The following is a 24,106-nucleotide window of genomic DNA, read 5'->3' as shown; positions in this document are numbered from 1 at the left end:
TGCCCGGGCCACGGCGGTCAGCTCAGGCCACTCGCCCAGGGGTAGCTCTTGAGGTACGGGTCCGGCTTGATCGGCTGGCCGGAGCTCCAGACCTCGGTGATGAGCCCGTCCGCGCCGACCTTGCCGATGCGGGCGGTCTTGGCGATGTGCTGCGTGGCGCCGTCGACGGTCACCAGGCCCTCCGGCGCCTCGAAGGTGATGCCGTCGGCCGCGGAGCGCACCTTCTCCACGTCGAAGCTGCCGGCTTTCTCGACCATCGCCTTCCACAGGTGCACCGAGACGTACGCGGCCTCCATCGGGTCGCTGGTCGGCTTGTCCGCGCCGTACTTCTTCTTGTACGCGGCCACGAACTTCTCGTTCGCCGCGCCCGGCGTGGTCTGGTAGTAGTTCCAGGCCGTCAGCTGGTTGGCGAGGTACTGCGTGCCGATGCCCTTGACCTCCTCCTCGGCGATCGACACCGACACCACCGGCATGGTGGCGGCGGTGAGCCCGGCGGAGGTGTACTCCTTGAAGAACGCGACGTTGCTGTCACCGTTGAGGGTGTTGAAAACGGCGTTCGCGTTCGACGCTTTCACCTTGTTGACGATCGTGCCGAACTCGGTCGAGCCGAGCGGCGCGTAGTCCTCACCGACGACGGTCATTCCGTTCGCCGCCGCGTACGCCTTGATGATTTTGTTGGCCGTCCGCGGAAACACGTAGTCGCTGCCCACCAGGTAGACCGACTTCACGCCCTGGGCCTTGAGGTAGTCGAGGCCGGGAACGATCTGCTGGTTGGTGGTCGCGCCGGTGTAGAAGATGTACGGGGACTGTTCCAGACCCTCGTACTGCACCGGGTAGAACAGCAGCGCCTTGTTCTTCTCGAAGACCGGCTTGACGGCCTTGCGGCTGGCCGAGGTCCAGCAGCCGAAGACGGCGGCGACCCGGTCCTGGCTGATCAACTTCTCCGCCTTCTCGGCGAAGGTGGGCCAGTCCGAGGCCCCGTCCTCGCCGATTGGTTCGATCTTCTTACCGAGCACGCCGCCGGCGGCGTTGATCTCCTCGACGGCGAGCATGATCGCGTCGCGGACGGTGACCTCGCTGATGGCCATCGTGCCGGAGAGGGAGTTGAGCAGGCCGACCTTGACGGTGTCGCCGGAGACGTCGGCGCTGGCGCCGGCGGCGGTGTCGGTGTCGGTGGTCTTGCTGCCGCACGCGGCCAAGGCGGCCGCGGCGACCAGGGTCAAGGCGCCCGCCAGGAGGCGGCGGCCCCGGATCAGTGACATCGGTTCTCCCTGCGCTGAAGCGTGGAGCAACGGTCTGGTGGCGCCGAGCGGTGTCGGCGATCGGTTCGGCGATGTCGTGGTTGACGTCGTGTCGCGGTGCGGTCCGTTGTGGATGACGTCGGCGGCGAACGGTCGGCGGGTGGACGCCGGGCCGGACGCCGTGGATCGGATATCGGGCATGGAAAGCTTCGATCCGCTTCATTGCGCGGATGTTTCCCGCTCCTCAATTGACTGTTTCCGCTCGCTTTTCCGAGCGGCAGAAAAAGTGCCGGCGCCACATCGACGGAGAATCGTCGTACGGGCACCGGCAAGCGGATATCGCCGCCCTCGGCGGCAATTAACACCCCGAGTCACGGGGCTCGTGGTACCCGGATCCATCCTGGATACTTCACGCAGGAAGAATCTTAGGCGGCCGATGCGCCGGCATGTCAAGCCGCCCAGGTCACAATTCGGCCCGGACGGTGAAGTCCAGCCCCTCGGCCTCGGCCAGGTAGATGCGCTGGCGGACGTGCCGCCGCCGCAGGCGAAGCTCACCCCGTGGCCCGTCGTACGACACCACGTCGGCGGACGCCTCCACCGCGCGCACGTCCAGCGTGCCGGCCGTCGCGATCAGCGCGGCGAGCAGCATGACGCCCTCATAGCAGGACTCGCCCAGGCTGCCCAGCGGCGGCGCCTCCACCCCGAACCGTCGCGCGAACGCCCCGTGGAAGTCCAGGTTCTCCGGGGTGACCAGGTCGGCGAAGAAGCCCGCCGTGCTGTACAGCCGCCGGGTGGCGGTCGCCCCGCTGGCCAGCAGCATGTTCTCGTCCATCAGCGTACTGAGCCGTAGGCACCGCTGGTCCAGACCGGCCCGCGCGAACGCCCGGTTGAACCGGACCGCGTCCGCGCCGACCAGGAGCATCAGCACCGCGTCGGCGTCGCTGCGCTCGATGCGGCACAGCACCTCGGCGTACTCATGCGTCGCCAACGGCAGGAAATGCTGCCCGACCACCCGGCCGCCGCTGCGCACCGCGTACCGCCGGGCCGCCCGCGCCGTCCGTCGCGGCCACACGTAGTCGTTGCCCACCACGAACCACCGGCGCGCCCCGAGCTCACCGGTGAGCAGTCGCATCGCGGGCCAGAGTTGCGCGTCCGGCGTCTCGCTGGTGAGGAAGACCCCTTCGGTACGCTCACCGCCCTCGTACAGTGCGGTGTAGACGTACGGCACCCGGTGCGCGACCCGCGGGGCCACCGCCTGGCGCACCGACGAGATGTGCCACCCGGTCACGCCCTGCACGGCACCCACCGAGACCAGCGCCTCCACCTCGGCGGCCACCTCGGCCGGCGGCGCCCCGCCGTCGACCGGCACCAGCCGCAGCTCCCGGCCCAGCACCCCGCCCCGGCGGTTGACCTCCTCCACCGCGAGCTGCGCGCACAGCTCACAACTCGGCCCGAACATCCCGGCCGGGCCGCGCATCGGGTAGACCAGCGCCACGCTCACCACGTCCCGGTCGACGGTGAGCCAGGGCGCCCCGGCGGTGAGGCGCTCCCCCGCCCACGGACGCCCGGACCCGGGAACCGGTGCGGACATGAGGACATGGTGGCCGTACCCGTCGGGCCCTGACCAGCGCTCCCCACCCAGCGGGACGGCTGGGTACGATGGCGGGGCCACCGCCAGGAAGCAGTGCCATGTCAGACCTTCCCGGACCACCGGCCGACCTGCTTCGGCTGCTCACCCGCGCCGAACGCCTGCTGTCCCGCCGCGTCGGCGCGGTCCTCGCCACCGAGTCCCTCAGCATCGAGGCGTGGCGGGTGCTCTGCCTGCTCTCCGACGGCCTCGGGCACCCGATGAGCGAGGTGGCCGCCGAGGCGTCCCTGCCCCCGGGCACGCTCACCAAGCTGATGGACCAGCTCGTCGACCGCAGCCTCGTGTTCCGCCGGATCGACCCGGCCGACCGGCGGCGCATCCGGGCGTACCTGACCGAGCGGGGCCGCCGCGCGCACGCCCGCCTCGACGCCACGGTCCGCACCGACCTGACCGGGCTGTCCACGTCGGACGACGCGGAGCTGGTCCGCCAACTCGACGCCCTGATCGGCCGCCTCGACCCCGACCGCCGCCCCACCGCCCTGACCCCCTGACCGGCCCCTGCTTGCCGGGGTTCGTCGGCCTGGGCTGGCCCGCCGCGCTCCATGCAGGTCGTGATCCACTCCATGCCGCCGGCATCGCGGCATCAACCCGACCCCGGACACCGCGGTGCCACCGCCACCGGATCGATCCCCGGCACCGGACAGCCGGTTGGGGTGCTCACGCCGTGGCCAGGGGTGCCTCCGGCGGGGTCAGGTGGCGACGGAGGGTGTGGGCGTCCGGGGCGGTCGCGGTCCACAGGGTCGCGGGGCCGCCGGCGAGCGGCAGACGGGCAACGGTACCGCCGGCCGTCACCAACGGCGGCTCGGCCGGCCGGGACGGGTCGAGCACCAGCAGTGAGCCGGTGGCCGGCGCGCCGCCGAGCACCGCCGGGCCGGCCCAGCCCGGTGCGTCCGGCCCGACCGCGAGGGACTGCCGCAGCAGCGGGCGACCGCCGTGGTCGACGACGGTGTCCACGACCGCATCGCCGGGTTCCTCGCCGTACCGGCCGCAGACCAGCTCGTCGCGCCAGGACAGCGCCCCGCCGTCGGCCACGGAGATCCGCGACTCGGCGACGTGGGCGCAGCCGGCGGCGGCCACCAGCTGCTCCGGCAGCCAGTGCAGGGCGGCACCGGCCGCCACCACCGCCCGGACCAGCATGCGCGAGGTCGCGTCGGGCCGGCCCGGCAGGGCCACCGAGGCGGCGACGGTGTGCACCCGTACCGCCGCCCCGGCCCCGACCTCGATGTGCAGCCGCAGGTCGTCGCCGGCGAGCGGCCCGGCCGCGCCGCCGACGACGTACACCGTGACTCCGCCGCGCCGCGTTGGAACCTGGCGCAGCAACAGGGGCGTCTCCCCGCGCAGCTCGACCAGCGTGGTGCCGCCACGGCCGTCGGCCCGGGCCACCAGCCTGGCGGCGGCCCGCATCAGGCGGGCCCGACCGGTACGGCGGCGACGGCGCGGTGATGGGACAGCTCGTGCCGGATCCACGCGGCGACCCGGCCGGCCGTCGGGTCCTCCCTGATCGACAGGAACATCGTCGGGAGGTCACCCCGGCGGGCCCGCGCGTCGCGGTCCATCACGGACAGGTCCGCACCGACCATCGGCGCCAGGTCGGTCTTGTTGATGACCAACAGGTCGGCTGCGGTCACCCCGGGCCCGCCCTTGCGCGGCACCTTGTCACCGCCCGCGACGTCCACGACGAAGATCTGCCGGTCCACGAGGCCCCGGCTGAACGTGGCGGTCAGGTTGTCCCCGCCGCTCTCCACCAGCATCAGTTCGAGCGGGCCGACCGCCTCGGCCAGTTCGTCGACCGCGTCGAGGTTGGCGCCGATGTCGTCGCGGATCGCGGTGTGCGGGCAACAGCCGGTCTCCACGGCGCGGATCCGCGCCGGGTCGAGGACTCCGGCCCGCTTGAGGAAGTCGGCGTCCTCGGTCGTGTAGATGTCGTTGGTGACCACGCCCAGCCGCAGCTCCCCGGCGAAGGCCCGGCAGAGCGCCGCGACCAGGGCGGTCTTGCCGGAGCCGACCGGGCCGCCGATGCCGACCCGGAGGGCGCGGCCGGCGGGGGCGAGCGGCGTGTGCGGGTCGACGCCTGGGTCGGGGTGGGTGTGGGGAACGGACTCGTCGTGATCGGTCTCAGGACGCAAAGAGACGCACCTCCCAGGTGGCGTGGACTTCGGCGTGGATGTCGGCAAGCGGTGCGGCGACGGCCGGCAGGTCCTCCGGTGGACCGTCGGCGGCGTCCGCCGCGTCTCGGGCGGTGGCGTCGCACGCGCCGGCCAGGTCGACCAGCAGCGCGTGCACGTGGTACGGGTCGAGGCCGAGCAGCCGCACACCGGCGCTGGCCGCCGCGGTGACCGTGCCGTACGCGGCGGCCAGCGCGGTCTCCGTGCGGTCCAGCCCGGCGGCGGCGCCGAGCAGACCGAGCACCAGCGGCTGGTGGGGGCCACCGCCGGCGCCGGGCAGGTCGGCGAACGGGATATGCGGCCAGATCGTCCGGCCCGCCCGCAGCAGCGCCCGCCCCTGCCGGCGGGAGACCGCCCGCAGGGCCGGCGCGGCGGTACGCGCGTCAAGCTCGGTGTCGAGCCGGGCGAGCCGGGCACGCCGGTCCGCCGCCGGGGCGGCCCGGTGCGCCGCCGCCGCGAAGGTCGCGCCGACCAGCCCGGCGGTGGCGAGCCGGCCGCGCAGGAACGCCGCGAGCGTGGCGAGGTCGGTGACCCGCCGGGCGGCGACGGCCGCCTCCAGGCCGCCGGAGTGGGCGTGCGCCCCGGCCGGGAACCGCCCGTCGGCGAGGAGCAGGAGCAGGCTCGGCGCGGCCATCAGAAGAGGAAGTACCGCTGGGCCATCGGCAGCTCCGGCACCGGATCCGGCTCCACCACCTGCCCGTCGACGCGGACGGTGAACGTGTCCGGGTCCACCTCGATTCGCGGCATCGCGCCGTTGTTCGGCAGGTCGGCCTTGCCCCGGCTGCGTACGTCGGCGACGGGCACCACCCGCCGCCGCACGTCGAGGCACAGCCCGGCGTCGAGGGCGGCCGGGGCGACGAAGGCGAGGCTCGTGGCGGCCGCCGCCGCGCCGCACGCGCCGAACATCGGGCGTGGCAGCGCCGGTTGCGGCGTGGGGATGGAGGCGTTCGCGTCACCCATCTGGGCGTACGCGATGAAGCCACCCTTGAGCACCAGGTGTGGGCGGACGCCGAAGAAGGCCGGGTCCCACAACACCAGGTCGGCGAGCTTGCCCGGCTCGACCGAGCCGATCTCGCCGTCGAGCCCGTTGGCCATGGCCGCGCAGATCGTGTACTTGGCGACGTACCGGCGGGCCCGCTGGTTGTCGGCGGCGCCGTCCCCGGGCAGCGTCCCGACCCGGGCCTTCATGACGTGGGCGCTCTGCCAGGTCCGCAGGATCACCTCGCCGATCCGGCCCATCGCCTGCGAGTCGGAGCCGATGATCGAGATGGCGCCCAGGTCGTGCAGCAGGTCCTCGGCGGCCATCGTGGACGGGCGGATCCGGCTCTCCGCGAAGGCCAGGTCCTCCGGCACGGCCGGATTGAGGTGATGACAGACCATCAGCATGTCGAGGTGCTCGGCGAGGGTGTTCCGGGTGTACGGGCGGGTGGGGTTGGTCGACGAGGGCAGCACGTTCGGCTCGGCGGCGACGGTGATGATGTCGGGCGCGTGCCCGCCCCCGGCCCCCTCCGTGTGGTACGAGTGGATCGCCCGGCCGTTGATCGCCTTGAGGGTGTCGGCCACGAACCCGGCCTCGTTGAGGGTGTCGGTGTGGATGGAGACCTGCACCCCGGAGGCGTCCGCCACCCGCAGGCAGGCGTCGATCGCGGCCGGCGTGGTGCCCCAGTCCTCGTGCAGCTTGAAGCCACCTGCCCCGGCACGCAGCTGCTCCCACAGCGCCTCCTCCGAGACGGTGTTGCCCTTGCCGAGCAGAAGCACGTTGACCGGGAACGCGTCCAGCGCCTCGTGCATGCGGGCCAGGTGCCACGCGTTCGGGGTGACCGTGGTGGCGCGGGTGCCCTCGGCCGGGCCGGTGCCGCCACCGACCAGGGTGGTGGTGCCGCTCGCGAGGGCCTCGTCGACGAGCTGCGGGCAGATGAAGTGCACATGGGTGTCGACGGCCCCGGCGGTGAGGATCCGGCCGTTGCCGGCGATCACCTCGGTCGCCGGCCCGATCACCAGGTCGGGGTGGACGCCGTCCATGGTGTCCGGATTGCCGGCGCGGCCGAGCGCCACGATGCGCCCGTCCCGCAGCCCGACGTCGGCCTTGACCACGCCCCAGTGGTCCAGCACGACGGCACCGGTGATGACGGTGTCCAGCGCCCCCTCCGCGCGGGTGGCCCGGGACTGGCCCATCGACTCGCGGATCACCTTCCCGCCGCCGAAGACCGCCTCGTCCCCGCCGGCGCAGTGGTCGGCCTCGACCTCGATGAGCAGGTTCGTGTCGGCGAGCCGGATCCGGTCGCCGGTCGTGGGCCCGTACAGGTCGACGTAACGGGCGCGGTCGACGGCGGTCACCGGCCGGCCCCCGTTCCGTCGAGGGGCCCGGCGCATTCGCCCCGCAGGCCGGGCACGATCCGCGCGCCGCCCAGCGGCACCAGGTCGACCTCGCGGCTGACCCCGGGCTCGAAGCGCACCGACGTGCCGGCCGGTACGGCCAGCCGCCGCCCCCAGGCGGCCGCCCGGTCGAAGTGCAGCGCCGGGTTCGCCTCCGCGAAGTGGTAGTGCGAGCCGACCTGGACCGGACGGTCGCCGGTGTTGACGACGAGCAGGACGGTCACCGGCCGCCCGGCGTTGATCTCGACCGGCTCGGGCGCGGCCAGGACCTCGCCGGGGATCACGGGATTGGGTGGTGCACCGTCACCAGCTTGGTGCCGTCCGGGAAGGTCGCCTCCACCTGCACCTCCCTCAGCAGCTCGGGGACGCCGTCCTGGACGTCGTCCCGGCGCAGGACGGTGCGTCCGGCGGACATCAGGTCGACCACGGTCCGGCCGTCGCGGGCGCCCTCCAGCAGGAAGGCGGTGATCACCGCGACGGCCTCGGGGTAGTTGAGTCGCAGGCCACGGTCGCGTCGCCGGCGGGCGACGTCGGCCGCGACGTGGACGAGCAGGCGGTCCTGCTCGTGCGGGGTGAGATACACGGGGTGCTCCCGGTGGGGTCGGTGCGTCCCGGCCCGCCGGCCCCTCGGCACACGGCACACGGGGTCACGAGCAGGGAGTCACACTGACGCTGACCGGCGCCAGCGGGGCGATCCCGGGACTCCACCATCCCGGCCCGCTCGCACGCCACCCAGCGGTCGTCGGCTGCGGACCGCACCGCGCCACCGCTGAGCAGACCGTAGAGGATGCCCTCCCACCGTGGCAACCATCGACGGGCGACTGCGAACGCGTGGTTCACCGGCACGCTCAGCCGGTGCGAAGACGATGACGGACATTGCCGGCGTGTCGCGCGGCCGGCCCTTTCGTCATCCTTGCGCACCCCACGGCCGCCCGGCACGAGGTCCACTCCATGCCAGCGGCATCGCGGCATACGACCAACCCGGACACCCCGATGCCGCCGACATCGAGTCGATCAAGGAGCGATCCCGGACTTCACCGGTCACCGACGGCGGTTGCGCTCCTGGCTCAGACGCTCGTCGAGGCGGCCCAGTTCGTAGATGGCGTTGAGGTCGGTCGGCAGCCGGGACACGTTGTCGGGCGCCGGCTCCGGCTCCGGCGCGGAATCCGCCGGGCGGAGCGGCGCATCGGCCGGCGCCGCCGCCTGCGGGGAGCGGCGCCGCCGCGTCAGCAGCAGCACCGGGACCGCCGCCGCGGTCAGGGCGAGGGCGTAGAGCAGCAGCCGGTCGGACTCCTCGGCGGCATCGGCCGGCGATGCCGGGAGCGCCTCCGGAACGTCCACGGACCCGCCCGGCACCGTCGACGTCGAGGGCCGGCGACCGCCGTCGGCGGGAGCACCGGCCGGGGCACCCGCGGTGCGGCCGGACGTGCCTGACGCCCCCGCCGCCGTGGAGGACGGTGCCGGCGGGGCGGAGACCGAGGCGTCCGGGGTCGGCGACGGGTCGGGCCCCGGCGTGGCAGCACCGCCGCCCAGCAGGTCGCCGACCACGCCACCGACACCGCCGAGCAGGTCACCGACCGGTCCTCGGGAGGGTGCCGGGGAGGCGGACGGGGTCGGCGCGGGAGCCAGCGCCAGGGTGAGGGCGAGCGCGGCCACGGCAGGCATGTTCACCTCGGTGAAGTTCGATGTGTGAGGAACCGTACCGCACTCGGTGACCGGACGCTGACATCCCCACCCGCCGCACCCTGGGGAAAGGGCCCCTCGTGCGTACACGAGGGACCCTCGTCGCCGGCTCGCGCCGGGACGCCGCCGCCGGCCCGGGCCGGTCAGGGGCGGTGCGAGCCGGGGCCGTCCACGACTCAGGCCGGGAGGCCGCCGACCTGGGTGTCGATCCAGGAGCGGATCGACGGCAGGTCACCGTAGATCGACGGGCCGGTGGCGCAGGTCGCGTTGTTGTTGCCCGACCGGCTGGTCGCGCCGATCAGGTTCCACACACCGTTGATCCGGCGCACCTGCGGGCCACCGGAGTCGCCGTAGCAGGCACCGGAGTTGCCGCCGGTGTTGTTGGTGCAGATCTCGTACGGGCCGTTGATGCCGATGCAGCGGCTGTCCGACACGATCGACGTGTCCAGCTCGTGGGCGATGGTCGGTGCGGAGCCGCAGCCCCGGTTCGGGCAGGTCAGGCCCCAGCCGATGATGCGGGTGGCGGTGCCGACCGCGCCGGAGGTGGTCGGGATCGGCGCCGGGGCGTACGAGACCGAACTGGACAGTTGCAGCAACTTGACGTCGATCGTCGGGTGGCTGACCGAGCGGCTCACCCGGACCACCGTGCCGCCGCTGGTGCGGTTCACGCTGCCGACGCGGACCGAGGACGGCGTCGAGCAGTGCCGCGCGGTGACGACCCAGTTCGCCTTGATCAGCGTGCCGGTGCAGCCGGAGGTGTAGACCAGCCACGGGTAGTTCTCGGTGGCCGGCCGCCCGCCCACCACGAACGGCGTGACCTCGTCGGAACCCCAGGTGAAGGTGCCGGTGGTGACCGTCGCGCGGCTGCCGGCGAACAGCGAGTTCACCCGCGAGGCCTCGGCGCTGCTGGGGTACGCGTTGCGGCAGGAGACCGGTGCGCTGCTGCCGGACATGAGGTCGGAGCAGAGGCCGGTACGCCGGTCGGGCAGGCCGAGGATGTGGCCGAACTCGTGGCTCGCGATGCGCGTGCGGTCGTACCCCTGGTTCACCGCGGTCCAACCCATCCAGATGCGGCCGGAGCCGAGCCCGGTGACCTGGGCCCGCGGCCAGCCGCTGTCGACGTAGATGGTGACGTTGCCGGGCGTACGCGGGACCAGCCGGACGTTGCTGACCGAGCCGTTCCAGATCTGGGCGGCCTGGTCGAAGTTGGTGCGGAACTCGCCGGCCCGGCTCGCGTCGTAGTAGACGGTGCGGGCGGCGGAGGCCGGCGCACCGGTGGCGACCTGCACCCCGGCCGCCGCGAGCACCGCCGCCAGCACGGCTCCGGCCGCGCGCAGCAGTTGTCGTCTGAGCATCTCACTCCCCTGTCGTCGGCGGCACAAACCGCCATCCATCGATGTACGTGGATGTTAAATCGAACGTCGCCGATGTCCGACATAGCGGAAGAGTCATAGCGCCCGGCCTGCCACGTTTCCGCGTACGCCCACCCGCACCGGCCCGACCTGCTGTTACGTGGCCGTTACGCCACGGCGAAGGTGGCGTGGCGCACGACCGCCACGGTGAAACCGGTCCCGCGACGAGCGTGACCGACGACACCGGGTCCGCCGACGGCGCCGGACCGTCGAGATCCCGGCGGTGGGCCGGGAGACAGCACGAACGGCAGGAGGAGAGAGATGCGGATCAAGAGTGGACTCATGGTGCTGGTGGTCGTACTCGCCGGGCTGGTCGCCGGCGCGGGCACCGGCGCGGCCGCGACGACGACCGGCACGACGAAGGCGGCGGCGACGGGGTCGCCGTACTGCGGGATCACCTGGGGCAGCCTGACCAAGTCGGCGGGCTCGCTGAGCAGCGCCCCGCTGGTCGACGTGCGGACCGGGCGGCACGAGTGCTTCGACCGGGTGGTGTTCGAGTTCAACGGCCCGGTGACCGGTTACACGGTCGCCTACGGCGAGACGTGGACCGAGGGCGAGGGGCTGCCGCTGTCGCCGTACACCGCCGGGGACGAGCTGCTGCGGGTCTCGTTGCAGGCCCCCGCGTACGACGACGAGCACCTCGCCACCGTCCCGTACCGGGTCGGCGAGCACACGGCCAACGTGCTGCGCTACCGGACGTTGCGGGACGTGATGTTCGGCGGCAGCTTCGAGGGCTACACCACCTTCGCGGTCGGCGTGCGGGCGCGGCTGCCGTTCCGGGTGTTCGTCCTGGCCGGCCCCGGTACGCACAGCCGGATCGTCCTCGACGTGGCCCACCAGTGGCAGGAGTGACGACGGCGGAGGGTCCGGCACCGCCCGGACCCTCCACACCGGCCGTTTCGCCAGGTCAACCGGAACCACGGCGGGGCTACGCTCAGCGCATGGAAGGCCGGGTGCTGGTCGTCGAGGACGATGCCTCCATCCGCGAGGTCACCGCCCTCGGCCTGCGGCGCGCCGGCTTCCGGGTGGACACCGCCGTCGACGGCCGGTCGGGGCTGGCCGCGTGGCGCGCCCGGCCGGTCGACCTGATCGTCCTGGACGTCATGCTGCCCGGCCTGGACGGCTTCGAGGTCTGCCGGGAGATCCGGCGGACCAGCCAGGTGCCGATCCTCATGCTGACCGCCCGGACGGACACCATCGACGTGGTCGTCGGGCTCGAGTGCGGGGCCGACGACTACCTGCGCAAACCCTTCGACCTGCCGGAGCTGGTCGCCCGGGTCCGCTCGGTGCTCCGGCGGGCCAGCGCCACGCCGGCCCCGAGCACCATCGAGATCGGTGGGCTGGAGATCGACCCGGCCAGCTTCGTCGCCCGCAAGGACGGGCGCGACCTGGCGCTCACGGCCACCGAGTTCCGGCTGCTGCTGGAGCTGGCCCGCCGGCCCGGTCAGGTCTTCACCCGGGAACTGCTGCTGGAGCGGGTGTGGAACCACGACTTCCTCGGCGACTCCCGGCTGGTCGACGTGGCGGTGCAGCGGCTGCGCGCCAAGGTCGAGGACGACCCGGCGAACCCCCGGCTGGTCCGGACCGTCCGGGGCGCCGGCTACAAGTTGTCACCGACGTGAGGGAGGTGCCCGGTGCGGACAGCGGACCCGGTCGTCCCCGGTCGCCTGCGGCGCCGGCTGACCGTCGCGTTCGTCCTCGTCGCCGGGGTCTCGGCCGGGCTGCTCGCCGGCGGGTCGTACGCGCTGCTGCGCCAGGCCCGCTTCGACGCCTCGGTGCAGCAGGCCGCCGCCGACGCCCGCTACCAGCTGGTGCTCGCCGGACAGTTCGTGCCGCTGACCGCGCAGCGCCGCGGTGACCTGCTCGCCAGCTTCGAGGGCAGCGGCCGGCACGTGATCCTCGTCGACGGCGAGGCGTACCCGTCGAACCCGTCGTACGCGCCGCCGCTGGGCGCCGGGCTGCGGGCGACCGTGGCCGCCGGACAGCTCGGCTACGAGCGGTCGGCCCCGCAGGCCCGACCCCGGCTGCTGGTGGTCGGCGGTCGCCTCCCCGGCTCGACCGCCGAGCTGTACGTGGTCACCGTCGAGGACGACATCGCCGCCGGCCTCGACCAGCTCCGTACCGCCCTGCTGGCCGGCTGGGTGCTGGTCGTGCTGCTCGCCGCCGCCGTGGGGCACACGCTGGCGCGCCGCACCCTCGACCCGGTGGGTCGGGCCAGCCGGGCCGCCCGCGCGCTCACCGAGGGGCTGCTCGCCACGCGGCTGCCGGTACGCGGCCGGGACGAGTTCAGCGTGTGGGCCGCCTCGTTCAACGAGATGGCCGAGGCGCTCCAGGACAGGATCGAGGCCCTGTCCCGGGCGCAGGCCCGGGAGCGGCGGTTCACCGCCGACGTCGCGCACGAGCTGCGTACCCCGGTCACCGCCCTGGTGGCCGCGGCCTCCCTGCTCCGCGACCACCTGGACCAGTTGCCCGACGACGCCCGGCGGGCCGGGGAACTGCTGGTCACCGACGTGGTCCGGCTGCGCCGGCTGGTCGAGGACCTGATGGAGATCTCCCGCCTCGACGCCGGGCGGGAGGCACTCGCCGTGACCACCGCCGACCCGGCCGCCCTGCTGCGCGCGATCCTGCGGGCGCGCGGCTGGTCGGAACGGGTCACGGTCGACGCGGCGCCCGTCGACCTGCGCACCGATCCCCGCCGGCTGGAACGGGTCCTCGCGAACCTGGTCGCCAACGCGGTCGAGCACGGCGGCGGCGCCGCACGAGCCACCGTCCGCGCCGCCGGGCCCGAGGTCGTCTTCGAGGTCACCGACCAGGGCCCGGGCATCCCCGCCGCGCACCTGCCCCGGCTCTTCGACCGCTTCTACAAGGTCGATCCGGCCCGCTCCGGGCGCGGCAGCGGGCTCGGCCTGGCGATCGCGTGGGAGAACACCCGCCTCCTCGGCGGCCGGTTGACCGTGCAGAGCACCCCCGGCGTCGGCACGCAGTTCCGGCTCGCGCTGCCGGCCGCTCCGCCGGCGCCGCACGACGCCGCCGGCCCGCCGCGCGACACCGTGCCGCGGAGCCGCGGCGACATCGTGCCGGCCGACACCACCGGGGAGGCGGGCACGCAGCAGGAGAGAGCGCGGCCGCGAGGTGCGCCATGAGACGACGTGTGATCGCGCTGACCGTCGCCGCCCTGCTCGCCGTCGGTGGCTGCGCGGAGCCCCGATCCGGCTCGCTGGGCCCGGCACCGACCGCGGCGCCGCCGGCCGCGGCGACCCCGCCCGGCACCGCCGGCACCCCCGCACCGTCGGGCGCCGGCCCGGGCCCGACGGGACCCTCCGGCCCCGGTGCGGCCACCACGCCGGCTACGGCCGGCCCCACGGCAGCGCCGACCGGCACGGTCACGATCGAGCTGTGGTACGTCCGCGACGGCCGGATCGCCCCGACGCGGCGTACCCGTCCGGCCACCCCGACCACCTCCCGCCTGGCGCTGACCGAACTGGCCGCCGGGCCGGCCGCGGCCGAGCGGGCCGCCGGGCTGGCCACCCTGGTGCCGGCCGGCACCGAGGTCACCCGCATCGCGGACGGGACGGCGGTGCTCGGGGCGCTGTCGGCCACCGGCGGGCCGGCGGCGGTACGGCTCCGCGAGGCGCAGGTGGTCTGGACGCTCACCCAGTTCCCCACCGTACGGCGGGTCCGCTTCGGCACCGGCGGCCCGGCCGACCGCGGCGACTACGCCGACCTGCTGCCACCGATCGTGGTGACCGCGCCCGTCATCGGTGCGCGGGTCACCAGCCCGGTGACGGTCACCGGGACGGCCGACGTGTTCGAGGCGACGGTCAGCGTCCGCGTCCTCGACGCCGGCGGCCGGGAGATCGCCACCACGTTCACCACCGCCACCTGCGGCACCGGCTGCCGGGGCGACTACCGCGCCTCGGTGAGCTACCGGCTGGACCGCGAGCAAGCGGGCACCGTCGAGGTGTACGAGGTGTCCCCGGAGGACGGCTCGCGCACCAAGGTGGTGGCGGTCCCCGTACGCCTCGCACCCCGCCGCTGAGCCGGGGCCACTGCCGGCGCCCGCCCCCCGACGGGCGCCGGCACGGTGTGTCAGCCCTTCACGCAGACCACCTGCTTGAGGTGCGCCACCACCTCGACCAGGTCCTCCTGCTGCGCCATCACCTCGGTGATGTCCTTGTACGCGCCCGGGATCTCGTCGACCACCCCGGCGTCCTTGCGGCACTCCACGCCGGCGGTCTGCGCGGCCAGGTCGGCGGTGCCGTACGTCCGCTTCGCCTGGGCCCGCGACATCCGCCGCCCCGCACCGTGGGACGCCGAGTGGTACGCGTCCGGGTTGCCCCGCCCCCGCACGATGTACGACCCGGTCCCCATGGACCCGGGGATGATGCCCAGCTCCCCCCGGCCCGCCCGGATCGCTCCCTTCCGGGTGACCAGCAGGTCGACCCCGTCGTAGGTCTCCTCCGACACGTAGTTGTGGTGGCAGCTCACCGGCTCGTCGTACCGCACCCGCGGGAACCGCTCCCGCACGACCTCGCAGAGCACGGCCAGCATGACCGCCCGGTTGCGCCGCGCGTACTCCTGCGCCCACCACAGGTCCCGGCGGTACGCGTCCATCTCCGGCGTGCCGGCGAGGAACACCGCCAGGTCCCGGTCGGGCAGGTCGACGTTGTGCGGCAGGTGCCGCGCCACCGCCATGTGCCGCTCGGCCAGTTCCTTGCCGATGTTCCGCGACCCGGAGTGCAGCATCAACCAGACCCGGCCGGCGTCCGTACCGCCCTGCTCCAGGCAGACCTCGATGAAGTGGTTGCCGCCGCCGAGGGTGCCCAGCTGCCGCCGCGCCCGGGTCTCCAGCTGGGCGACCCGCCGGTCCAGGTCGCCGAACCGCCGCCAGAAGTCGTCCCACCCGCGCTGCTCCAGCCCACGGACCCGCCGCGGATCGACCGCGTCGTCCCGCTGGGCGAAGCCGACCGGGATCGCCGCCTCGATCGCGGACCGCAGGCCGGCCAGGTCGTCCGGCAGGTCGTCCGCGGTGAGCGAGGTCCGGACCGCGGACATGCCGCAGCCGATGTCCACGCCGACCGCGGCCGGCGACACGGCCTGCCGCATGGCGATGACCGAGCCGACGGTGGCGCCCTTGCCGAAGTGGACGTCCGGCATGACGGCCACGCCCTCGACCCACGGCAGCGCACCGATGTTGCGCAGCTGGCGGGCCGCCTGCGGCTCGATGCCGTACGGGTCGGTCCAGACCCGTACCGGCGCGCGGGTGCCCGCCAGCGGGGTGAAGCCCATGGTCGTCTCCTCGTGTCGTGGGACGGTCCCGCGCCCAGGGCGGGACCGGGTAGGCAGAGCGGCTGGTCGGATTCGAACCGGCGATCTTCACGTGGCGGGGTGACGCGCTACCGGGCTGCGCTACAACCGCGATCCGCGCGACGCCGTGGGGCGTCGCCGCGCAGGCCGTACGGGAGTCGAACCCGCGACCTCCCGGCTGGAAACCGGGTGAGCTTCCCGTTGTTCCAACGGCCCGTGTCGGGGGGGGGCACGAAAAAGCCGCCCGGACCCGGTGGGGTGGGCGGCGACCGCGTCGTGAGCGGACGTCAGGCACACCACCCTGGTCGCCGACACTGGAGGCGGCGACCGCCGGCCCGTTCGCCGGCCATCGCACCACCGCGCGGCGTGGGCCGCGTGGTTCGGGTGCTGACGGGCTGCGTCACGGTGGGCTCCCTCGGTCCGGTGTGGGCTTGCGGGGAGGACACTACGGCCGGTCGGAGCTGACCGCAATGGATATTGGCCGGGCCGGCGGCGATAGGGTCGTGCCCATGCGGACCAAGCAGGAGCTGGGCGCGGCCATCCGGCGGGACCGGCGGGCCGCACTGGTCATCAACGCCCGCTCCCGGCGGGGTCGGCAGCACTACGAGCGGGCGCGGGCGCGGCTTGTCGAGTCCGGTTTCGACCTGCTCGGCACCTACCCGGTCGACCGGCCCGGGCAGTTGGAGGAAAGCCTCGCCGAGGCGGCCGGCCTCGGCCCGGACCTGCTCGTCGCCGGCGGCGGCGACGGCACGCTGAGCACGGCCGCGCGGTTGCTCGCGCACCGGGACTTCGCGCTCGGTGTGCTGCCGCTGGGCACCACCAACAACTTCGCCCGCACCGTCGGCGTGCCGCTCGACCTGGACGCGGCCGTCGCGGTCCTCACCGACGGGAAGGTGGTCGACGTCGACCTCGGGCTCGTCGGCAACCTGCGGTTCGCCAACCACGTCGGCATCGGCCTCTCCGCCGACGTGATGGCCAGCACGCCGCCGCGGCTCAAGAGGCTCAGCGGCCGGCTCGCGTACCCGGCGACGGCCCTGGCGCTGCTGGCCCGCCACCGTCCGCTGCGCGCCCGGGTGCGCGCCGAGGGGCGGGAGCACGAGTTCGTCACGCATCAGCTGTACGTGGCCAACGGCGGCTTCCACGCCGGCCGGCCGATCACGGCGGACGCGAACGCGGACGACCGGTTGCTGGTCGCGTACCCGGTGGGTGGTCCGCACCGGCGCGAGCTGCTGCGCGACACCGCCCGCAACGCGGCGACCGGGCACCGCCGCACCCTGGGCGACGAGCCGTTCCTCGCGGTGCGTCAACTCTGGCTGGAGACGGACCGGCCGGCGCCGGTGGAGGTCGACGGCGAACTGTACGGCGAGACGCCGATCCGGATCGGCCTGGACGCCAACGCGTTGCGGGTGCTGGCCCCCGCCGACAGCCCCGACCGCTGAGCCGCCGTCCCGGCCGGGCCCACCGCGTAGCATCGGCTGCCGTGGCCCTGATGCGCGTTGACTTCTACTCCGACGTCCTCGGCCTGTCGACGTCGATGACGGTGATCCTGCCGCAGCGCACGGCCTCGCAGATCGGCATGGCCGGCGCCGCGCCGGCCGGTGACCCGCCGGTGCTCTACCTGCTGCACGGCCTCACCGACGACGACACCATCTGGCTGCGGCGCACGTCGATCGAGCGGTACGTGGCGGCGCTCGGCCTGGCCGTGGTGATGCCGCAGGCGGGACGCAGCTTCTACCGCGACGAGGAGCACGGCAACCGGTACTGGACGTTCCTCACCGAGGAACTGCCGGCGACCTGCCACGACTTCTTCCGCCTGTCCCGGCGGCGGGAGGACACGTACGTCGCCGGTCTGTCGATGGGCGGGTACGGGGCGGTGAAGTGGGCGCTGCGCCATCCGGACCGGTTCGCGGCGGCGGCGAGCCTGTCCGGCGCGCTGAACGTGGCCACCCGCCGGCACCACCCCACCCGGCCGGTCGACGCCGACGTGTGGCACACGGTCTTCGGGGAGCGCCCGGTCACCGGCACCGACGACGACACGGTGGCGCTGCTCGACCGGTACGACGCGGACGGTCCCGCGCTCTACGTCGCCTGCGGCACGGACGACTTCCTGTACGAGGACAACCTGCGCTTCGTCGACGTCGCCCGCGAACGGGGGGTGCCGCTGACCGTGGACTTCTCCCCCGGTGACCACGACTGGGCGTACTGGGACGCGAAGATCCAGGACGTGCTGGCCTGGCTGCCGCTGCGCGAACGGCCCGCCGCCTGAGACGCCCCGCCGGCCGGGCGGCGTCCGGCACCCGGCGCCGGCCGCCGGTTGCCGACAGGCGCTACGCTGACCCCCGGTGTGCCGGGAAGTCTGGTCGGCAGTCGTGAGCCCCGACGACCCGGGAGGCTGCCATGAGCGCACCCGCAATCCGCACCGAACACCTGACCAAGCGGTACGGCCCCGTGTCCGCCCTCGACGGGCTGGACCTGACCGTTCCCGCCGGCGAGGTCTTCGGCTTCCTCGGCCCGAACGGCGCCGGGAAGTCCACCACCATCCGGCTGCTGCTCGGGCTGGCCCGCCCGACCTCCGGCCGGGCCTGGATCTTCGACATCGACGCCGCCGACGTCGCCGCCGCCCACCAGCGGCTCGCGTACGTGCCGGCCGACGTGGCGCTCTGGCCCCGGCTGACCGGGGCGGAGGTGCTGGAGTTGCTCGGCGCCGTCGGCCCGGGCGTCGACCGCGCCTACCGGGACGAGTTGGTGGAGCGGTTCGCGCTCGACCTGTCGAAGCCGGCCGGCACCTACTCGACCGGCAACCGGCAGAAGGTCGCCCTGGTCGCCGCTTTCGCCACCCGTGCCCCGCTGCTGGTCCTCGACGAGCCGACCAGCGGGCTGGACCCGCTGATGGAGCGGGAGTTCCGGCGAGCGGTGGCCGACGCTCGCGCCGACGGACGGACGGTGTTCCTCTGCTCCCATCAACTGGCGGAGGTGGAGGCGGTCTGTGACCGGGTGGGGATCCTCCGCGCCGGGCGGCTGGTCGACGTCGCGGCGGTGCCCGACCTGCGGGCCCTGCACCGCACCGAGGTCCAGGTCCGGTTCGCCGGCCCGGTGCCGGACCTCGACCACGTGCCGGGCGTCCAGGCGGTGGAGCGCACCGGCGAGGGTGCCGTGCGGTTCACGCTGAGCGGGCCGCCCGGGCCGGCGCTGCGGCAGCTCGCGGCGGCCGACGTCAGCGCGGTGAGCATGCGGGAGCCCACCCTGGAGGAGATCTTCCTCGACTACTACGGGGAGGACCGGTGAGCACCGCGGTGGCGCGGCGGGCCGTCAGCCGCCTCGCGGCGCGCCAGGTCGGGCGCGGCGGCCTTATCGTCCTCGCCGTCGCCGCCGGTATGTCCGCCCTGGTCGCCGCCACGTACGAGAGCACGATGGGCACCGAGGCCGACGCCGCGGCGCTGGCCGCCCTGGCCGAGAATCCGGCGATCCGCACGCTCTTCGGCGAGCCCGTCGCGCTCGACGCCCCCGGCGGCTTCACCGTCTGGCGCACCGGGACGGTGCTCGCCGTCCTGCTGTCGGTGTGGGGGCTGCTCGCCACCACCCGGACCACCCGGGGCGAGGAGGAGTCCGGCCGGTGGAACCTGCTGCTCGCCGGGCGCCTGACCCTGCCGGCCGTGCTGCGCCGGCACCTGCTCGTCCTGGTCGCCGTGATGGCGGCGGTCGGCGCCGCCGTCACCGGGACGCTCACCGCCGTCGGCACCCCGGTCCCCGGGGCGGTACGGCACGGCGCCGGCCTGGCCCTGGCCGGGATGTTCGCGGTCGCGCTGGCCGCCCTCGCCGCCCAGGTGTTCCCCACCCGGGCCGGCGCGACCGGCGCCACGGTGGCGGTGCTCGGCGTCGGGCTGCTGGCCCGCATGGTCGGTGACGGAGTGGACGCGCTGGCCTGGCTGCGGTGGCTGTCCCCGTTCGGGCTGCTGGCGCTGACCCGCCCGTACCTGGACGACCGGACGCTGCCGCTGGTGGTGCTGGCCGCCGCCACGGTCGCGGTCGGGGTGGCGGCGGTGCTCCTCGCCGGCCGCCGGGACGTCGGCGCCGGGCTGGTGGCCGACGCCACCGGCCGGCCGCCGCGCCTGCGCCTGCTCGGCTCGGTGCCGGGGTTCGCGCTGCGCCGGCTGCTCCGCCCGCTCACCGGCTGGGCGGCCGGTGTCGGCGCGTACTTCCTGCTGATCGGTGTCCTCGCGACGTCGATGACGCGGTTCCTCACCGACAACCCGCGCTTCGCCGACCTGGCCGCGCAGGCCGGCTTCGCCGGCCTGGGCAGCGTCCGCGGGTACGTGGCCACCCTGTTCGCCCTGCTCGCCGTGCCGGTCGGCACCTTCGCCGCGGTCCGCCTGGCCGCCTTCGCGGCGGCGGAGGCCGACCGGCGGCTGACCCCGCTGTACGCCCTCCCGGTCACCAGGTCACGGGTGCTGGGCGCCGAGCTCACCACCGTCCTGGCCGGGTCGGTGGTGCTGCTCACCGTCGCGGCGGCGGCCACCTGGGCCGGGGCGGCGACCGTCGACGCGGACCTGCCGCCCGGCGCGGCGCTGGCCGGCACGCTGAACGTCCTGCCGGTCGTGCTGCTCTGCCTGGGCGCCGCGGTGCTGGCCGTGGGGTGGGCGCCCCGGGCGGTGGCCGGGCTCGGCGCCCTACCGGCCGCCGGCGGTTTCCTGCTCCAGGTCGTCGGGGACAGCGTCGACGCGCCCGCCTGGGTGGCTGACCTGTCGCCGTTCGCGCACCTCGCGGCCGTGCCCGCCACCGGGCCGAACTGGCCGGCGGCTCTCACGATGACCGGGCTGGCGCTGGTCGGCGCCGGCGTCGGCGCCGCCGGCCTCCACCGGCGGGACCTGCGCGGCTGAGCGCGGCGGCCCGCCACCGGCCGGCCCGGCCCGGTCCGCCGGGCCGGCGGGCGGCGGGGCGAGGTGGGTGCGGAGGAACCGCAGCGCCGCCACGTCGTCGTCGACGCCGCCGGCCTCGTGGCCGTTGTACCGCCACACCGACAGCTCACTGGGGCCGCGCCAGGCGTTGACGGCGGCGAAGACCGTCGACGGGGGCACGATCTCGTCCATAAGTGCGACGGAGAAGCGGGCGGGCAGCCGGCAGCGCCGGGCGAAGTTCACCCCGTCGACGTACGCGAGGGTGGCGAGCACCCGCTCCTCGGCGTCCCGGTGGATCGCCAGGTAGTCGCGGATCTCCCGGTACGGGCGGGCGTCGGTGGTGACCACGGCGTGCGGGATGTCGCAGAGGAACGGCACCCCGGCCACCACCGCCCGCAGACCGGGGGCCAGGGCGGCGGCGGCCAGCGCCAGCGCGCCGCCCTGGCTGTGCCCGAGGACCGCCACCCGATCCGGGTCGACCCAGGGCAGGTCGCGTACGGCGTGCACCGCCTGGACCGCGTCGGTGATCAGCCGGCGGTAGTAGTAGGTGCGGGGGCTGCCGATGCCGCGGGTGACGACACCCGGCGCCTCCGGCCCGGCCGCGGCCGGATCCGGGGTGTCGCCCCGGCTCCAGCCGGACCCCTGCCCGCGGGTGTCCATGTGCAGGTGGGCGTACCCGGCCGACGCCCACAGCAGCGTCTCGACCGGGTGCCCCCGGCCACCGCCGTAGCCCGCGTACTGCACCACCGCCGGCAGCGGCCCGTCCGCCTCCGCGGGTACCCGCAGCCAGGCCCGCACCGGCTGGCCGGCGTAGCCGGCGAAGGTGACGTCGTACACGTCGACCGTGGTCAGCCCGGTCTCGACCGGCTCGGCCCGGACCGGCCACTCGGCCAGCCGGGCCCCGCCGATCGTGTCCGCCCAGAAGAGGTCGAAGTCGACCGGGTCGGCGACGGCGCTGCGGCGGCTCCGCAGCTGTTCCTCGGGCAGGTCGGTGAACACGGGCTGCTCAGCCGGCCGAGGCGGTCACCGTGAAGCGCGGGTGCAACTCCCGCCGGTGGTCGACGTGCCGGGCCGGGCCGTGCAGGCCGACCGCCGCGACCAGCCGCGGGTCGGTGCTGGACGCCGCGAGCCGCAGCTCGAGCGCGCCCGGCTCGACGACGCGGCGCCCGTCGCGCCCGGTGAACGCGAACAGGTCGGCCGGCACGGTGACCTCGACCCGGCAGGCCGCGCCGGGGTCGAGGGGGATCCGCCGATAGCCGACGAGTCGCTGCACGGGCTGCACGACGGACACCACCGGGTCGTGGGCGTAGACCTGCACCACCTCGCTTCCCGCGCGGCCGCCGGTGTTGGTCAGGGTGAAGTGCAGCCGCAACTCCCCGTCGGTGGCGGCCGCCGGCACGTCGACCACCAGGTCGGTCCAGGCGAAGGTGGTGTACTTGAGCCCGTGGCCGAAGCCGTACGCCGGCGTCGGGTCGACGTTGGACACCTCGTTCACCTGGCCGAGGCGGGAGCTCAGGTAGGTGGACGGCTGCGCGCCGGGCCGGCGCGGCACGCTCACCGGTAGGCGTCCGGACGGGTCGACCCGGCCGCTGAGAACCCCGGCGATGGCCGGGCTGCCCTCCTCGCCGGGGAAGAACGACTGCACGACCGCGGCGGCCTCCTCGACGGCGCGGCCCAGCGCGTACGGGCGGCCGGCCAGCAGGGTCACCACGACCGGTGTGCCGGTGTCCAGCAGCGCGTCGAGCAGTGCCTGCTGCGCGCCGGGCAGGGTCAGCGACTCGGCGTCGCAGCCCTCGCCGCTGGTGCCGCGCCCGAACAGGCCGGCCCGGTCGCCGAGGGCGGCGATCACGACGTCGGCGTCGCGGGCCGCCGCGACGGCGTCCGGCAGGCCGGACACGTCGTCGCCGTCGACCGCGACGCCGGTCACGGTGACCAGGTCGCTGTCGGGGAACTCGCGGCGCAGCGCCTCCGCCAGGGTGGGCAGCTCGATGCCGAGCGGCACCTCCGGGTGCTTGGCACCGACGTGGGCGGGGAAGGAGTAGCAGCCGAGCACGGCGGTGCGTTCATGCGCCTGCGGGCCGACCAGGGCGATCCGGGCCGGCCGGTGCAGCGGCAGGGTGCCGTCGTTGGCGAGCAGCACGACCGCGCGCTCGGCGATCTCGCGGGCGAGGGCCCGGTTGGCCGGCGGGTCGAGGTCGATGGTGCCCCGGACCGCCTCCGGGTCGGTGAGGTCCGCCCCATCCAGGACGGGCGGGACCGGGTTCCAGTCCGGGTCGAGCAGGCCGAGTTCCGCCTTCTGCCGCAGCACCCGGCGCAGGGCGCGGTCGACCAGCGCCTCGGGGACCCGGCCGGCTTCGAGGGCCTCCCGCAGCGGCTCGCCGAAGGTGCGGACGGTGGGCAGCTCGACGTCCACGCCGGCGGCGAGGGCGGCGGCCGCCGCCTCGTCCCAGCTCCCGGCCACTTCGTGCAGGGTCCGCAGGAAGGCGATGCCGAAGTAGTCGGCGACCACCGTGCCGGTGAAGCCCCACGTCTCCCGCAGCAGCCCGGTGAGCAGCGACTCGTCGGCCGTCGACGGCACACCGTCGGTGTCGGTGTACGCGGCCATCACCGACCGGACGCCGCTCTCCCGGATCGCCATCTCGAACGGCGGGAGCATCACGTCGGCGCGCTCGCGGGGGCCCATCCCGACCGGGGCGAGATTGCGCCCGCCCCGGGACGCGGAGTAGCCCACGAAGTGCTTGAGGGTGGCCACCACCCCGGCCGACTCGAGGCCCTGCACGTAGGCGGTGGCGATGGTGCCGACCAGGTACGGGTCCTCGCCGACGGTCTCCTCCACCCGGCCCCAGCGGGCGTCGCGCACCACGTCGAGCACCGGCGCCAGGCCCTGGTGCACGCCGACCCGGCGCAGGTCGGCGCCGATCGCGGCGGCCATCCGGCGGACCAGGTCGGGGTCGAAGGTGGCACCCCAGGACAGCGGCACCGGGTACGCGGTCGCACGCCAGGCGGCGAAGCCGGCGAGGCACTCCTCGTGCGCGATGGCGGGGATGCCGAACCGGTTGGCGGCGGCGATCCGCTGCTGCGTACGGGCGAGCGACAGCGCGCCGAGCGCCGGGTCGACCGGTGCGGTGCCGAACGGGCGGGTGAGTTGGCCGAGCCCGACGTCCAGCAGGTCGGCCAGGTCGACCGGTTCCTCCATCTCGTGCTGGTACGGGGCGACCTCGCCGCCGTCGGCCGACGCGCCGACCCACACGCCGTACAGCTGCGCGAGCTTCTCCGGCAGGGTCATCGCGGCGACGAGAGCGTCCACGCGGGTGTCGAGGTCGAGGGCGGGGTCGGCCCAGCTGGCGGTGCCGGGTTCGAGTTCCAGGGTCACGTGGCG

General features: G+C 74.7%; 21 protein-coding genes, 2 tRNA genes and 1 pseudogene. 9 read left to right on the top strand and 15 right to left on the bottom strand.

The window, feature by feature from the left end:
* Positions 1-17 precede the first annotated feature (17 nt).
* Both urtA and HCJ94_RS02875 read right to left on the bottom strand, forming a co-directional pair.
* Positions 18-1,262 carry an urea ABC transporter substrate-binding protein gene (urtA, locus tag HCJ94_RS02880; RefSeq protein ID WP_167999371.1) on the bottom strand — a complete coding sequence of 415 codons (1,245 nt, stop codon included), beginning with the start codon at positions 1,260-1,262 and terminating at the stop codon, positions 18-20.
* 442 nt (positions 1,263-1,704) lie between these two features.
* A complete protein-coding gene (locus HCJ94_RS02875; protein ID WP_167999370.1) occupies positions 1,705-2,832 on the bottom strand; it encodes a substrate-binding domain-containing protein in 1,128 nt (375 codons plus the stop codon).
* 98 nt (positions 2,833-2,930) lie between these two features.
* Here HCJ94_RS02875 and HCJ94_RS02870 point away from each other — a divergent pair, with 98 nt between their 5' ends.
* A complete protein-coding gene (locus HCJ94_RS02870) occupies positions 2,931-3,380 on the top strand; it encodes a MarR family winged helix-turn-helix transcriptional regulator (protein WP_167999369.1) in 450 nt (149 codons plus the stop codon).
* Between the two features lie 166 nt (positions 3,381-3,546).
* Here the strand turns inward: HCJ94_RS02870 and HCJ94_RS02865 are convergent, their stop codons facing one another.
* The 8 genes from HCJ94_RS02865 to HCJ94_RS02830 form a co-directional block, all read right to left on the bottom strand.
* Entirely contained in the window at positions 3,547-4,293 is a 747-nt protein-coding gene (locus HCJ94_RS02865; RefSeq protein WP_167999368.1) for an urease accessory protein UreD, read from the bottom strand.
* Entirely contained in the window at positions 4,293-5,015 is a 723-nt protein-coding gene (ureG, locus tag HCJ94_RS02860; RefSeq protein WP_167999367.1) for an urease accessory protein UreG, read from the bottom strand. Before ureG ends, HCJ94_RS02865 begins: the two co-directional genes overlap by 1 nt.
* Positions 5,005-5,688, bottom strand: coding sequence for an urease accessory protein UreF (locus tag HCJ94_RS02855; protein ID WP_167999366.1), 684 nt, complete (start codon positions 5,686-5,688; stop codon positions 5,005-5,007). Before HCJ94_RS02855 ends, ureG begins: the two co-directional genes overlap by 11 nt.
* Positions 5,688-7,391, bottom strand: coding sequence for an urease subunit alpha (locus tag HCJ94_RS02850; protein ID WP_167999365.1), 1,704 nt, complete (start codon positions 7,389-7,391; stop codon positions 5,688-5,690). The genes HCJ94_RS02855 and HCJ94_RS02850 overlap by 1 nt, the downstream gene beginning before the upstream one ends.
* Positions 7,388-7,714 carry an urease subunit beta gene (locus tag HCJ94_RS02845; protein WP_167999364.1) on the bottom strand — a complete coding sequence of 109 codons (327 nt, stop codon included), beginning with the start codon at positions 7,712-7,714 and terminating at the stop codon, positions 7,388-7,390. The genes HCJ94_RS02850 and HCJ94_RS02845 overlap by 4 nt, the downstream gene beginning before the upstream one ends.
* Complete coding sequence (locus tag HCJ94_RS02840; RefSeq protein ID WP_167999363.1) at positions 7,711-8,013, bottom strand: urease subunit gamma; 303 nt, start codon at positions 8,011-8,013, stop codon at positions 7,711-7,713. Before HCJ94_RS02840 ends, HCJ94_RS02845 begins: the two co-directional genes overlap by 4 nt.
* Before the next feature lie 458 nt (positions 8,014-8,471).
* A complete protein-coding gene (locus tag HCJ94_RS02835; protein WP_167999362.1) occupies positions 8,472-9,101 on the bottom strand; it encodes a hypothetical protein in 630 nt (209 codons plus the stop codon).
* Between the two features lie 188 nt (positions 9,102-9,289).
* Positions 9,290-10,468 carry a snapalysin family zinc-dependent metalloprotease gene (locus HCJ94_RS02830; protein ID WP_167999361.1) on the bottom strand — a complete coding sequence of 393 codons (1,179 nt, stop codon included), beginning with the start codon at positions 10,466-10,468 and terminating at the stop codon, positions 9,290-9,292.
* 318 nt (positions 10,469-10,786) lie between these two features.
* Between HCJ94_RS02830 and HCJ94_RS02825 the strand changes: the two genes are divergently transcribed.
* The 4 genes from HCJ94_RS02825 (at position 10,787) to HCJ94_RS02810 (ending at position 14,564) form a co-directional block, all read left to right on the top strand.
* On the top strand, positions 10,787-11,377 hold the full coding sequence (locus tag HCJ94_RS02825) for an AMIN-like domain-containing (lipo)protein (protein ID WP_205800526.1): 591 nt from the start codon (positions 10,787-10,789) through the stop codon (positions 11,375-11,377).
* 89 nt (positions 11,378-11,466) lie between these two features.
* Complete coding sequence (locus HCJ94_RS02820; protein ID WP_167999360.1) at positions 11,467-12,147, top strand: response regulator; 681 nt, start codon at positions 11,467-11,469, stop codon at positions 12,145-12,147.
* 12 nt (positions 12,148-12,159) lie between these two features.
* Entirely contained in the window at positions 12,160-13,668 is a 1,509-nt protein-coding gene (locus tag HCJ94_RS02815; RefSeq protein WP_167999359.1) for an ATP-binding protein, read from the top strand.
* The gene (locus HCJ94_RS02810) at positions 13,665-14,564 is read left to right on the top strand and encodes a Gmad2 immunoglobulin-like domain-containing protein (protein WP_167999358.1); all 900 of its coding nucleotides are present in this window, start codon (positions 13,665-13,667) and stop codon (positions 14,562-14,564) included. Before HCJ94_RS02815 ends, HCJ94_RS02810 begins: the two co-directional genes overlap by 4 nt.
* Positions 14,565-14,614: 50 nt before the next feature.
* On the opposite strand, the gene HCJ94_RS02805 is transcribed toward HCJ94_RS02810, so the two are convergent.
* The 3 genes from HCJ94_RS02805 to HCJ94_RS02795 form a co-directional block, all read right to left on the bottom strand.
* Positions 14,615-15,814 carry an RtcB family protein gene (locus HCJ94_RS02805; protein ID WP_167999357.1) on the bottom strand — a complete coding sequence of 400 codons (1,200 nt, stop codon included), beginning with the start codon at positions 15,812-15,814 and terminating at the stop codon, positions 14,615-14,617.
* A gap of 57 nt (positions 15,815-15,871) precedes the next feature.
* A tRNA-OTHER gene (locus HCJ94_RS02800) sits at positions 15,872-15,944 on the bottom strand.
* A gap of 31 nt (positions 15,945-15,975) precedes the next feature.
* A tRNA-Gly gene (locus HCJ94_RS02795) sits at positions 15,976-16,048 on the bottom strand.
* A 293-nt stretch (positions 16,049-16,341) separates the two neighbouring features.
* Here HCJ94_RS02795 and HCJ94_RS02790 point away from each other — a divergent pair.
* The 4 genes from HCJ94_RS02790 (at position 16,342) to HCJ94_RS29860 (ending at position 20,709) form a co-directional block, all read left to right on the top strand.
* Positions 16,342-17,271: a diacylglycerol/lipid kinase family protein gene (locus tag HCJ94_RS02790; RefSeq protein WP_167999356.1), complete on the top strand. Its 930-nt coding sequence runs from the start codon at positions 16,342-16,344 to the stop codon at positions 17,269-17,271.
* 41 nt (positions 17,272-17,312) lie between these two features.
* On the top strand, positions 17,313-18,098 hold the full coding sequence (locus HCJ94_RS02785) for an alpha/beta hydrolase (RefSeq protein WP_167999355.1): 786 nt from the start codon (positions 17,313-17,315) through the stop codon (positions 18,096-18,098).
* A 131-nt stretch (positions 18,099-18,229) separates the two neighbouring features.
* Positions 18,230-19,117, top strand: a complete 888-nt coding sequence (locus HCJ94_RS02780) for an ABC transporter ATP-binding protein (protein ID WP_167999354.1) — start codon at positions 18,230-18,232, stop codon at positions 19,115-19,117.
* On the top strand, positions 19,114-20,709 hold the full coding sequence (locus HCJ94_RS29860; protein ID WP_240943815.1) for an ABC transporter permease: 1,596 nt from the start codon (positions 19,114-19,116) through the stop codon (positions 20,707-20,709). Before HCJ94_RS02780 ends, HCJ94_RS29860 begins: the two co-directional genes overlap by 4 nt.
* Before the next feature lie 72 nt (positions 20,710-20,781).
* On the opposite strand, the pseudogene HCJ94_RS02775 reads toward HCJ94_RS29860, so the two are convergent.
* A pseudogene (locus tag HCJ94_RS02775) lies at positions 20,782-21,726 on the bottom strand (acetylxylan esterase); the annotation flags it as partial.
* 7 nt (positions 21,727-21,733) lie between these two features.
* Entirely contained in the window at positions 21,734-24,100 is a 2,367-nt protein-coding gene (locus tag HCJ94_RS02770) for a beta-xylosidase/alpha-l-arabinosidase (RefSeq protein WP_309227118.1), read from the bottom strand.
* Positions 24,101-24,106 lie beyond the last annotated feature (6 nt).

The sequence above is a fragment of the Micromonospora thermarum genome (genome assembly GCF_012034245.1).
Taxonomy (GTDB): domain Bacteria; phylum Actinomycetota; class Actinomycetes; order Mycobacteriales; family Micromonosporaceae; genus Micromonospora; species Micromonospora thermarum.
Note: the sequence above shows the minus strand (reverse complement) of the source record. Positions and strands in the feature narration are given on the sequence as shown.

What these genes read in the sequence shown, in the direction of transcription:
- urtA (WP_167999371.1), bottom strand. Translation starts at nt 1,262, where the DNA reads ATGTCACTGATCCGGGGCCGCCGCCTCCTGGCGGGCGCCTTGACCCTG.
- HCJ94_RS02875 (WP_167999370.1), bottom strand. Translation starts at nt 2,832, where the DNA reads ATGTCCGCACCGGTTCCCGGGTCCGGGCGTCCGTGGGCGGGGGAGCGC.
- HCJ94_RS02870 (WP_167999369.1), top strand. Translation starts at nt 2,931, where the DNA reads ATGTCAGACCTTCCCGGACCACCGGCCGACCTGCTTCGGCTGCTCACC.
- HCJ94_RS02865 (WP_167999368.1), bottom strand. Translation starts at nt 4,293, where the DNA reads ATGCGGGCCGCCGCCAGGCTGGTGGCCCGGGCCGACGGCCGTGGCGGC.
- HCJ94_RS02855 (WP_167999366.1), bottom strand. Translation starts at nt 5,688, where the DNA reads ATGGCCGCGCCGAGCCTGCTCCTGCTCCTCGCCGACGGGCGGTTCCCG.
- HCJ94_RS02830 (WP_167999361.1), bottom strand. Translation starts at nt 10,468, where the DNA reads ATGCTCAGACGACAACTGCTGCGCGCGGCCGGAGCCGTGCTGGCGGCG.
- HCJ94_RS02825 (WP_205800526.1), top strand. Translation starts at nt 10,787, where the DNA reads ATGCGGATCAAGAGTGGACTCATGGTGCTGGTGGTCGTACTCGCCGGG.
- HCJ94_RS02820 (WP_167999360.1), top strand. Translation starts at nt 11,467, where the DNA reads ATGGAAGGCCGGGTGCTGGTCGTCGAGGACGATGCCTCCATCCGCGAG.
- HCJ94_RS02810 (WP_167999358.1), top strand. Translation starts at nt 13,665, where the DNA reads ATGAGACGACGTGTGATCGCGCTGACCGTCGCCGCCCTGCTCGCCGTC.
- HCJ94_RS02805 (WP_167999357.1), bottom strand. Translation starts at nt 15,814, where the DNA reads ATGGGCTTCACCCCGCTGGCGGGCACCCGCGCGCCGGTACGGGTCTGG.
- HCJ94_RS02790 (WP_167999356.1), top strand. Translation starts at nt 16,342, where the DNA reads ATGCGGACCAAGCAGGAGCTGGGCGCGGCCATCCGGCGGGACCGGCGG.
- HCJ94_RS02780 (WP_167999354.1), top strand. Translation starts at nt 18,230, where the DNA reads ATGAGCGCACCCGCAATCCGCACCGAACACCTGACCAAGCGGTACGGC.